The organism is Siphonobacter curvatus (assembly GCF_002943425.1).
GTDB classification, from domain to species: Bacteria; Bacteroidota; Bacteroidia; order Cytophagales; family Spirosomataceae; genus Siphonobacter; species Siphonobacter curvatus.
In genome coordinates this window covers 566,941-578,711 of record NZ_PTRA01000001.1, presented here as the reverse complement: position 1 = coordinate 578,711, position 11,771 = coordinate 566,941, and the positions used below count along the sequence as shown (strand labels likewise).

General features: G+C 43.4%; 10 protein-coding genes. 1 reads left to right on the top strand and 9 read right to left on the bottom strand.

The genetic code is table 11. From position 1 onward, the window contains the following. Positions 1–101 precede the first annotated feature (101 nt). Positions 102–2,960: a sialate O-acetylesterase gene (locus tag C5O19_RS02370; RefSeq protein ID WP_165795916.1), complete on the top strand. Its 2,859-nt coding sequence runs from the start codon at positions 102–104 to the stop codon at positions 2,958–2,960. 298 nt (positions 2,961–3,258) lie between these two features. Here C5O19_RS02370 and C5O19_RS02365 read toward each other — a convergent pair whose 3' ends face one another. From C5O19_RS02365 to C5O19_RS02325, 9 genes are all read right to left on the bottom strand, one after another. Next, complete coding sequence (locus C5O19_RS02365) at positions 3,259–5,064, bottom strand: tetratricopeptide repeat protein (protein ID WP_104709744.1); 1,806 nt, start codon at positions 5,062–5,064, stop codon at positions 3,259–3,261. A 233-nt stretch (positions 5,065–5,297) separates the two neighbouring features. Then, on the bottom strand, positions 5,298–6,245 hold the full coding sequence (locus C5O19_RS02360) for a PstS family phosphate ABC transporter substrate-binding protein (RefSeq protein WP_104709743.1): 948 nt from the start codon (positions 6,243–6,245) through the stop codon (positions 5,298–5,300). 10 nt (positions 6,246–6,255) lie between these two features. Continuing rightward, complete coding sequence (locus C5O19_RS02355; protein ID WP_104709742.1) at positions 6,256–6,483, bottom strand: hypothetical protein; 228 nt, start codon at positions 6,481–6,483, stop codon at positions 6,256–6,258. Positions 6,484–6,551: 68 nt separating this feature from the next. Next, positions 6,552–7,391: an energy transducer TonB gene (locus C5O19_RS02350; protein ID WP_104709741.1), complete on the bottom strand. Its 840-nt coding sequence runs from the start codon at positions 7,389–7,391 to the stop codon at positions 6,552–6,554. Positions 7,392–7,484: 93 nt separating this feature from the next. After that, complete coding sequence (locus tag C5O19_RS02345; protein WP_104709740.1) at positions 7,485–8,030, bottom strand: ExbD/TolR family protein; 546 nt, start codon at positions 8,028–8,030, stop codon at positions 7,485–7,487. Positions 8,031–8,072: 42 nt separating this feature from the next. Beyond that, complete coding sequence (locus C5O19_RS02340; protein ID WP_104709739.1) at positions 8,073–8,693, bottom strand: ExbD/TolR family protein; 621 nt, start codon at positions 8,691–8,693, stop codon at positions 8,073–8,075. A gap of 124 nt (positions 8,694–8,817) precedes the next feature. Then, positions 8,818–9,657 carry a MotA/TolQ/ExbB proton channel family protein gene (locus tag C5O19_RS02335; protein WP_104709738.1) on the bottom strand — a complete coding sequence of 280 codons (840 nt, stop codon included), beginning with the start codon at positions 9,655–9,657 and terminating at the stop codon, positions 8,818–8,820. Between the two features lie 209 nt (positions 9,658–9,866). After that, positions 9,867–10,517, bottom strand: a complete 651-nt coding sequence (locus C5O19_RS02330; protein ID WP_104709737.1) for a ribonuclease HII — start codon at positions 10,515–10,517, stop codon at positions 9,867–9,869. Positions 10,518–10,717: 200 nt separating this feature from the next. After that, a complete protein-coding gene (locus tag C5O19_RS02325) occupies positions 10,718–11,737 on the bottom strand; it encodes a VWA domain-containing protein (protein WP_104709736.1) in 1,020 nt (339 codons plus the stop codon). Positions 11,738–11,771 lie beyond the last annotated feature (34 nt).

Below are 11,771 nucleotides of genomic sequence, written 5' to 3'. Positions count from 1 at the left end.
CAGTCAAAGATTAGGATTTTTTATTTAACATTTTATTCATATTTTTGTTAATTGGAAGTATTCGCCTGTGCTTCCTATCTGTTATGAAAAACCTTTGCTGCATGAGGTCTTATTTAAGTAAGCTAGTATGCCTTTTGGGATTGGTGTTCAGTATCTCAGCACAAGCTCAGATGACCATTACCTTTCCAGTGGAACGGATCGTGTTTCAACGGGATAACAATAATAGAGCTACCGTACAAATTGCGGGCAACTACTATCAACCCGTTGATAAGATTGAAGCAAAACTAACGCCGCTCAACGGGGGTAATGCAATCGACTGGACGGCTCTTCCCTCCATGTCCAATGGTTTCTTTTCGGGTACAATTTCCGCTACAGGCGGCTGGTATAAGCTTGAAGTACGCGGCTCGTTGGCCGGCCAGGTAGTCGCTTCCGACGATCTGCAGCCCTTTGGAGTGGGTGAAGTATTCGTGATTGCTGGTCAATCCAATGCCCAGGGTGTGACCTATCAGCCGTCTGAAAATCAACCTAGCCCAAGTGACCCCAGTGATGACCGAATAACGATTGCTAACCCTTCGAATTTAAGAGGGGGTACGCCTGGGAATGGACAGGATCCTCAGTTTTACCGGTATGATGTAGTATCCGGACAACCAGCCAGTCCCCTCTATCCGATGCTTCCTACCTTCCGAAAAATGAGCGGTTCGCAAGATGTAGCTCCGGTGGGTGTAGGATCTTATTACTGGGGCCGTTTGGGTGAATTACTCACGCAGAATCTAAATGTACCCGTGTTATTCTACAACGGTGCTTTTGGCGGTACTACGATTCAGAACTGGCGTGAATCATCGCAAGGCCAGCGTACCATCAGCCGCTATTGTACTTCCTGTGCCGATGAGTATAAATATTTTGCTCAGGGTTATCCGTATAATAACCTGAAAAATATTCTGACCTATTACCTATCGATCACGGGAGCCCGTACTGTGCTGTGGATGCAGGGTGAAGCGGATGATTCAGCAACGATCAATACGCCATTAGCCTCTTACGTCAATGATTTAACGGCAGTCATCCAAAAAAGTCGTCAGGATCTCGGTTACGATCAGCTCAGCTGGGTAGTAGCCCGAACCAGTTATAACAATGGCGTATCGCCCAATATCATTGCTGCCCAAACACAAGTAGCTTCTTCTGTACCTAACGTATTTTTGGGACCTAATACAGACGATTACGGCATTCCTCGTTCAGGAGGTGTTCACTTCTACGTCAATGCCTATAATCAGGTAGCTCAAGGCTGGTACGATGCTCTAATGTCAAATGGTGTGTTCAACCGCTCCACACCTAAACAGGCCAATACGCTCACTACGATTTCAGCAGTCTGTGGCAATACCAATACGCTTACGTTAAGTGTACCCAATCAAAATCCTTATGGCTGGAGTAATGGACAAAACGGGGCTACTATCACCGTGGGTCAGGGCGACCCGTACATGGCCAAGATGAAAAGCGGTAATACCACCGTTTTTTCACTGCCGTATAAAGTACCCGATCGCCCGGTAATTGGTGGTGACATTTTGAAAGATAATGGTGGAAGTACGTATTTCTGCGAAGGCGTTACGCCTACCCTTCAGTCTAACTATGCGGCGAATAACGTTTGGAATACCGGAGCGACTACGCCTACTATTCCAGGAGCAGAAGGTGGTTCGTATTCCTTAACGTATAAGGATCTCTTAGGATGTAATTATAGTGCAGAATCCATCGTTTTGGGAAGACGCTCGCGGCCAGCTAAACCTAGTATCACGGCTGATGGACCCACTAGCTTCTGTGCGGGAACTCCCCGGGTCCTCGCTACGAATGAGACTGCTGTAGGTTATATCTGGAGTAATGGAGCTACCAGTAAAAACATTCAGCCTACTACGACCAGTAATTATTCAGTGCAGGTACTCAATGCCGACCAATGCCGGTCGGTGGCTTCTGACGCCATTCAGATTACCGTAAATCCTATTCCGGCCAAACCAACCATTCAGGCTAACCGCGGGATTGACCCCAACCGAAATGTGACCATTTGTGCGAATGAAACCGTTGAATTTACTTCGAGTCCATCGGACGGTACCTATTTGTGGAATTACAATAATGCGGCTACGCTGAGCATTTCAACTAATGAAGCCCGTTCGTATACGGTTCAAACCATCAGTAGAGCAAACTGTCCTTCGCCCGTATCTGATCCCGTAAGCTTAAAAGTAAATCCTTTACCCGCTAAGCCTACTGTGGCTTTGTTACAAGGAAAATTAGCGTTTTGTGAAGGAGAAACGGTCACTTTAAGAGCCATCACATCCGAACGTCCCTCCTGGTTACTGGCCAATCAGCAAGTTTCGAATACGGACTTGCTAACCGCCCGCATCAGTGGTGATTACTACGCTCAGGCAACGGATGCGAACGGCTGTAGAAATCAATCGGATAAAGTGACGGTATCGGCTCGTCCGAATCCTGAAACGCCCAAAATTGCTCAGGTAGGTCCTTATACTTTACAGGCTCAAGCCAATATTCCAGGTACGCGTAATTCATGGATCATGGGCATGGATACGAGTACGTTTAATTCCGTTTATTTCAAGCCTCTTAAAGAAGGAGTATATACGGTTAAAAGTGTGATCGAATATAATGTTGCTCCGGTGGGAAGATTTGAGTGTACTTCGGCCTTGTCGCAGCCTTTTAGTTATAGTTATGACCCGGCTCAAGACGGCTTTAGTGTCTATCCGAATCCGAGCCCAGACGGAAACTTTACCCTGGAAACGAAAGAGAACTGGAAAGGAGCAGAAGTGAGTGTAGTTACTACTTCAGGAGTGGTTCTATACAGTGGCATTATCAATGAATTCAACGAACGAAAATTCATCAGTTTAGGCCGTCTCCCCGGTATTTTCATCATTCGTATTAGAGTAGATGGTTTTGAACGTACCAAGCGTCTAACGATTTTACCCTAGTATAAAATGAACCTATAAAAAAGCCTGCATCTAATGGATGCAGGCTTTTTTATAGGTTCATTCCCATGACCATCTTTGGTGTTATCTAGTCTATCGTTATCAACAGGCCTTTCAAGGAGGGCAAATTCAGCCGTTCTGAAATATCAGCCTTGAATGACAAGCAATCATTATTATGGTTCAAGTTGATGAATGATACTCTATCTGCTTCGACTCTCTTTATTAGGGGCTTATGAGGTTAGTTAGCAATAAATAAAAAGAGCCTCGGAAACGAGGCTCTTTTTATTTATTAAGGCTACGATTAGTTTTTAGCCGGGGCTGAGCTAGCCTTAGCACCTGCCTTAGGCTTAGCTGCACCTTTCTTAGGAGCGACAGCTGGAGCAGGTGGGTTCAGGATACGATTCGCTTCTGCGTTTTCAGGATCCAGAGCCAAGATTTTCTTCATGTACTCTTTACCTTTATCATTATCCTTCGTTACTAAAAACTCATAGTAAGCCTGGTATTGGTAAGCTTCAATCAGTTCTTTCTGATTTTTAGCCGTATCCGCTACAGCAATATACTGTTCGTAGTAAGGTAACGCTTTAGAACGATCCGCGAACAAACGGTTCGAACGAGCTTGCCACAGGGGAGTCATTGTTACGAATCCTTGGAGCGACTCTTTCTGTTCCTCTGTCAACTGAGTATTTGCTTTTACCGTACTATCCGCCATCGTTCCCATCCGAGCAAATGATTCAACGGCTTGGGGTACTACTGTGGTATCTTTAGCAGAGCTAATATGCTGATAGTAAGCAATACCTTTGCGGTAGAAATCGGCGTAAGTTGGGCGTTTGTCAGGACGCTTATCTTTCCAAGCAATCGATTGGTCATAAGCTTTCGCTGCATCCAGGTAACGTTTCTGAGCCTGACGGATCTTAGCGATCTCTTCGTAGTTATTGAACACCGTATCACCTGCCGCAGCAGCTTTCTCGAAGTTCATTACAGCCAGAGAATCCTGCTTCAATTCACGGTAATCAATACCTAGGTAACGATAATCATCCGGATAAACTTTCTTCGGATTAGACTTTAATAACGTTTCCAGATTCTGAGCTCCTTGCTCATACTGTCCTAATTCCGTTAAAGACCAGCCCTTAATCCGAGGAAGATCGGGATCATTTACTTTACCTTCAATTTTAGCCAATGCATCTACTACTTTCTGATACTGTTGAGCAAGGAAGGCAAACTTAACGTAGCGCAAGATTACGTCTGGAGATTCTTCACTATACTGAATGTATTTATCGAGGTTCTCAGCGGCATTTTTGTAGTTACCGGCAAACAACCATAATTCAGCAAACTCCCAGTATACTGGAGCAAATTTTTCGTCTGCTTTGATCGCATCATTGTACGACGTTTGGGTACTAGAGTAGTTCTTACCACGTTTCCAAACTCGACCCATCCGCGTATAGGCCAAAGCAGCCATTTGCGTATCTTGCTGTAAACGAAGTGCTTCCTCGTAAGCTGAAATAGCCGGACCACCTTCGTTTTTGATCAGGTAAGCATCTCCTTTAACAAGTTGATACTCAGGACGATCTTTTTTCTTTTTCAAACCAGCAATCTGGTCAATCAGCGTGATAGCTTTACCCGGATCATTGGCTTGTCCTTTTTTGGTGAACAACGTGTACATTTCAGCAGCTCGCCATAGTACATCTTCGTCTTTGCTCTTTGTATCAGCTAATACCTGATCGATTAAAGTCGTTGCTTCAGCCAATTTACCCTGACCCAGCAATACGCCAGCTTGCCCTACTTTATTGAGCGGAAATTTCGATTTTGCATCGTCCGCTACGCCTTTATCAAAAGCAGCTTTTGCTTTGTCTAGATATTCAGCGATTTTCACACTGCCTTCATCTTCGGCACTAGCCAGTCTTAAATAGTAATATCCTAAATAAAACTGATTTTCAGCCGATGGGGAGGAAGTCGCCGCCTTTTCCAAAGCCTCACGGGCTGAACCAAGACGATCTGCTTCAAGAGCCTTTAGTGCTCCTGCAACTTCTGGCGATTGTGCAAACGAGCTCGTTGCACCCAAGGCCAGCATCCCGGCTACCAGAATTAGCGATTTGAATTTCACTCTCATCGTAGAAGAAAATTGGGTTTTGGGAAGGTGATACCTTACGTTCAACAATAATGGATATAGAATTCGAAATTACTGTAATTTCCAGCGATTATAAAAAAAATTAGAGAATTGTTAGAATTTCAATTCAGCTATTTTTTCGTCAACTAGCCATCACTCTTATATAACAGACTAACTAAATAAATAGTTGCACAATTTTATGAAAAAAAATGATTTTTACGCTAGTTGCCTCACAATCACATCTGCCGCACCTGAACCAAACGAATAATTTGATTGGCTGGTAAGAGACCACTTTTTAACACAATTCGTTGCCCAGCGTCAGTCATCACATAGTTAATGAATCCCGTACCTAAGCCTCGTTTAGCTTCTTTAGTAATCATATACACATTACGATTCAAAGGGTATTTCTTTAAAGCGATGGCGTACTGAAAAGGCTGAAAATATTGTTCTAAGTCTGTTGTCGCCTTTTTAGCCACTCCCATTACCTTAATACCGTTCATGAAGCGGGGATGCTCGGGATCATCAATATCACTGATCCAGTTTACACCAATTACCCCAATCGCTCCGGGCGTTTTTTGAATGTACTCAATGACTTCTTTATTAGACTTGACTGCGTAAATAGGTGTCTGTTTCTTGTCGGCTATTCTTAGTGTATCTAATAAATATTGCAAGTTGCTCGAATTGTCACTGTCAAAGACGAAGGAAATTTTTTGCGAAGACTTCCCGTGTTTCAGTTGATTCCACTGGGTAATCTTTCCCTTCATGATCCCGTCAATTTCATCTACGGAAATTAAGGTATCACTGGTTTTACTATTGGTAATGAATGCCAAAGCGTCCGTAGCCATATGAATGGCTCGGTACTTCAACTTTTTCTCTTCAAATATCTTCTTCTCATCGGCTTTCAAGTGCCGGGTTACTACGGCTATCCGGGCAGAATCCTGCAACATTAGTTGGATAGCCATCAGCTCGGGAACGTAAGCCATATGTACCTTCGCATATTTGTTCTTATCCGCAAAAGCTTCCTGCTCGGCCGTCAATACAGGTTGTAGTGATTCATCAACCGCTACTAACATTTCGCCTCTTGATACCGTCTCTTCAGGATTATCCCCTGATTTCTGCTGGCAACCCACTAAGGCTAACAGAGCCAGCATACTCATTCCGAAATAATTTAGTACAGTTTTCATGGACGTAGATTTACTCTTCTTCTTGATTACGGAGCCACTTACGATAAGCCCAGTATAACTTTAAAAGACTATACCCAATAAAAAGCCCGCCCAATACTTTCGCAATATCTTCCGATAAGACTCCACTAGCGGCTATTGTCGACGCAGAATCAATCAGGTAATAGCCCATAGCTGCATATCCTAACGGGATAATCAGACCAACTAAAGCGTTTACTTGTTCGTTAATGGGTTTTGGCATAGCTTTTAGAAAAAATGGGTCAGATCCGTAAAAGATGCTGACCCATTTATATTAGGTGTTAATTCAGATTATTCGAGTACGAATGAAATCGGCAAGTTAAAGCGAGATTTCACGGCCCGACCTGACTGACGACCAGGTTTCCAACGGGGCATTGATTTTACCACGCGGATTGCTTCCTCATCGCAACCAAAACCAAGACCTTTTTGTACTTGGATATCAGAAATGCTTCCGTCCGGGGATACTACGAAGCTCAAAAATACTTTTCCCTGTACGTTAGCTCGTTGAGCTGCAGCGGGGTACTTAATATTTTTGTTCAGGTACTTGTACATTTCTGCGTCACCACCGGGGAACTGAGCAGCTTGCTCAACGACCGTAAAGACTTCTTCCTTAGCAGCCGGTTTCACCTCGATAACCTCTTCGCGTTTTTTACCCGTTCCTTCTTCGATAGCTACGATTTCTACCGCGTTAGGATCCCCTACTACGGTTTCTTTACCAGCTTGAGCATCTACCAGTTCAGTTTGCTTGGGAGGCTCAACATCGGGTGGAACTTCAGTATCTTCCTTAATTTCAGGAGGAAGGAACGCCGTCGTACTCATCACCGGTACCTCTGGTGGTGGTGGTGGTGGTGGCGGTGGTGGCGGTGGCTGATTTGGTTGTTCCGGAGGAGGAGGAAGCTCTGACATGTTTGCCAGCTTAACTTCTACCTCTTTCTCTTCTTCACCAATCGTTGCAGCAAGCAAGCGAGCAGCTAAGAAGGCCGCAACAATCAAAAGAGCAATACCAGTAGCAATCAGGGCATTACGAGACGTCCGGCGACGGAGGTCGTATGCACCATACTCCTTATTCCGATCTGCAAAAATCAGATCTTCTAAGGTGGTATCGTTAGTTATTTTGATTGTTTCTGCCATAAGAGTAGGCAACTAGTTAAACGTTCTAAAAGATTGATTCAAAGTTAAAACTAAAAATTTAGTTTTACAACTATATTCTTAGTTTTATTTTGACTATTTACCTTCTGCCTTATCGATAATCTTGTTATCGTTCAGGTTGATGTCGGTGATACCGTACTTGTCGATTCCAGAAATAGCCATTTCATCGAGTACATCCACTAAAGACTTGTACGAAGCATCATCTTTAGATTTGATTACTACGAAGAATTTTTCGCCTACTTCTTTCTTCTTCCGACGCAGTACATCACGAAGACCGCCGCTGGCTGCAAATGAGGTTTTCTCTACCTGCGTTGTAGCTACGTCTTTGCCCGTACCTTGGTACCAGTATACCACATCTTCTCCATCTTTCTTGCCCAGCAATACGGTGATTGCTTCAGACTCTTTAATAGGAGATGTTTCTTGCTTTTCTTTTTCTTTGTCCTTAGCCGGCATACCCAAGAACATGGTAACCGGTTTTTGAAGCGTAGTAGTCAGTAGGAAGAAAGTAATCAATAAAAAGCCCAAGTCTACCATGGGGGTCATATCTACACGGGTAGATACCTTTTTACTACGGACTTTACCACCTTTGTCATTCCCACCACCTTGTGCTATCTCTGCCATTGCGTTGTTAGTTTAAAGAATTTGAAAGCGAACTTTCAAGTTCTACATGGAAGTGGGTTTTGTTTCCTGACCTGTGATCAAATTAAAGTTGTTCACATCCTGCTCCTGCATGGTAGCAATCACTTGCTTTACCGTTTTATAAGGTGCATTCTGATCCGCTTTAATTAATACTTTGTATTTAGCTCCTTGGCTACCAAAGTACTGACGAGCCGTTGCTACCCAGTAGAAAAGTTCGTTACGAACTGAATCACTAGGAATACCAGGCTGTACACCGGGCTTGTTACGCTCAGCAGGATCCATGTCCAGAATCTGTTTCATGTTGGCCATGGGAGCCCCGAAGTTTTCAGACAAACGAAAAGCTTCTTTTTCGGGATCCGTAAAGGCCACATTGTAACGCTTAGACATTTGCTCCAGCATACCCAAACGTACCTGGTGGTTATCCACACCCATGAAAATTTTACCATCCGCAGAAACTAATACCGTAATGACATCAATTGCTGCAAGGGGTTCCTGGGCTACAGAGTTTGGAGTAGTGACCTGCACAGCCTCCTGAGGACGCATTTTCGCCGTTAAGATAAAGAACGTTAACAGCAAGAAAGCTACGTCACACATGGCCGTCATGTCCATCGACACTCCATGACGTTTTACTTTAACCTTTGCCATCGCTACCTGTTTTGATTTTATAACTAAACGTTTCGTTGATCAAAATTATTCGTTTTCAAACTAAAAACTTAATAATTCCGACAATCTTTTAAAGAAGCCCAATTCTGAGCCCCTTTAGGAACGCCTAGTAGTGGGCAGCGTAATTGTTGGTGATGCTCAAACCAATTTCATCGATATTATACGTAATACCGTCGATGATGCTGGTAAAGTAGTTATAAGCGATCAAGCAGATAGCTGAAGTACCGATACCTAAAGCTGTATTTACAAGAGCCTCAGAGATACCAGCAGCCAGAGCAGCTGAATCCGCAGAACCTGATTGACCCATGGCAGCAAAAGAACGAAGCATACCTAATACCGTTCCGAGCAGACCGATCAGCGTAGCTACAGAAGCCAGCGTAGCGATGATGGTCAGGTTTTTCTCGAGAGAAGGCATTTCTAAGCTCGTAGCTTCTTCGATTTCTTTGCTCAGAGCAACCAGTTTTTGTTCTTTGTCTAATTCAGTGTCAGTAGTCAATTGCTGATATTTTTTCAGAGCAGCGTTAACTACGTTACCGATTGAACCTTTTTGTTTGTCACACTCTTTCAGGGCTCCGTTGATGTCGTTTTGGTTCAACAGCACTTGTACTTTACGAACGAATTCGTCGATGCTGCTCGTTCCTTTTGCTTTGCCCAGTGTGAACAGACGCTCAATAGTGAACGTCAATGAAGTTAAGAAACAGGTAAACAGAATGGGTACGATAAAACCTCCCTTGTAAACGATACCAAAGAAATCGCCTGGAAGCGGTTCGTTGTTGTGATCTCCTCCTTCAAAGTGGCTACCGTCACCTAAGTAGAGGTGATAGAAAAGCTCAGCTACAATGAACAGAATCAAAATAATAAGACCAGACGAAATGCCCCCCGACTTCTTCTTCGGAGCAGCAGCAGGCTTGGCAGCGGGAGTAGGGGTCTTGGTAGTGTTACTCATTAGTTTGGTAATTTTAGGGTTTAGTGAAACTTTGGTTTGTTGGTGTAAAGAAAAATAAAATTTGACGTCCTAAGCAACTACGAAAGAAAATTTTGTTTTTGTCCCTCGAAACCGAGTAAACGATTCAGCAAATCTACTGTTTTTTTTCCCATTCCCGACGTTAAGGTTTTGTGAAAATTTTTGTAAGAATTCTAAAAAATTGTATTAATTTAAGAATATCCCAAAGATAAATCGACCAAATCAGTACTTTTCTGAGACGTTAATTCATCCGATTTTAACACATTTTTTACGGGTCCGAAGGTCTTTCGGTGCCATGGGGTCGTTCCATACTCCAATAAAGCTCTGCAGTGTTTAGGTGTTGGGTACCCTACGTTCTGTTCCCATCCATACATGGGATAATCCCAAGCCAACTGTTCCATGAGTTCATCCCGGTACGTTTTTGCCAAAATCGAGGCGGCGGCAATGGAAGCATATAGGCTATCCCCCTTTATAATACACGTATGCGGAATCATGGGATAAGGAACGAATCGATTACCATCGACCAGTAGATGCTCTGGCTGAACGGTTAGTTGCTCCACCGCTCGGTGCATGGCTAAAAAACTGGCTTTGGCAATATTAATTCGGTCAATTTCTTCCGTACTCGCTTCGGCGATTTTCCAGCTTACGGCTTCACGTTCGATCTCTACTCGCAATTTCTGTCGCTCCAGACGACTAAGCTGTTTCGAATCATTGAGCAAAGGATTCGTATAGTCTTTCGGAAGGATCACAGCAGCAGCCACTACTGGCCCCGCCAGACACCCTCTGCCCACCTCATCTAATCCCGCTTCGATACTTTGCCAATGATAGAATTGTTTCAGCATTATTCTATAATTTGAATGCTTCTCTCCGACTAAATTGGTGTAGAAACATCTAAAATAGCCAACAATATTATCATAAACTTTACAAATAGAGTGCAAATTTTTACTAAAACTATTTAATTTATTTATAATAAATTGAGTGTCAGCGGCTATCTGCTTAGAAAAATTTCCGAAAAAATAGTCCGTAAATCTACCTGTCTTTCTCAATCTTCTAAAATGTTACCAATAAACGTACATTTTAAGGCTAATGCTCCTAATAAGCAGCAAATTGCCCATTTCAGATAGATATGATAAAAGTCTTTAATATCTTGATAATAGGATACTTTGATGTTTATCTTTTCCAGACTATTGATCCGTTCGAATACATTTTTAAGCGAACGAGCGTCTTGTACCTGAAAAAACTGTCCTTTACTCCGCTGAGCAATATCTTTTAGTACCGCCGTATCAAGCGATTCCAGGGCCATATCCGTTGAATCCTGAGCTACGGGAGCATTTTCTTTCCCGATTGCAATGGTATACACGCGAATGCCGTACGCATTTGCTAGCTGAGCTGCCGTGATTGGGTCAAGATTACCAGCGGTATTATCGCCATCACTTAATAAAATGGCTACTTTGCTTTTAGCCTCACTATCTCGCATCAGGTTGATGCAATTTGCCAAAGCTGAACCAATGGCTGTACCTGCCGTCGCGATAATGTCGGGTTTAATCGAAGCAATCTGTTGCTTGAGTAATTCATAATCGGTAGTAAGTGGACATAGAAAAAAAGCCTGCCCTGCGAAGACGACTAGGCCTATTTTATCTTGAAAACGACCGTCCACGAACTCTATAGCCACATTTTTGGCGGATTCTAGCCGATTGGGTGCTAAATCTTTCATTAGCATGGAATCCGAAACGTCAAGAGCTAGTACAATCTCAATTCCTTCGGAGAAACGTTCCTCTGTTTCCTTGATTAGCTGTGGCCGGGCTAAGGCAACTAATACTAACATGATTCCGACGGCACTTAATATAGCTGGAAGATAGCGTAGATACTGTATCCAACTGGTTTTGACTTCTTTGGCCAGAAAAGCAACGTTCAGTCGCTGGCGGGATTTTCCGTAAAAAAGCCGCCGCAAAAAGAACAGAAAAGGCACCGCTGCTATTCCATACAGGTAATACGGTTGAGACCAGTGAAAGCCCTCCAGCGTACCTATTGAAAACCACTTCAACGAAAACCACTCACCCATAATCAAGCCAAAACAGGCAATTCAGTTACCCTTT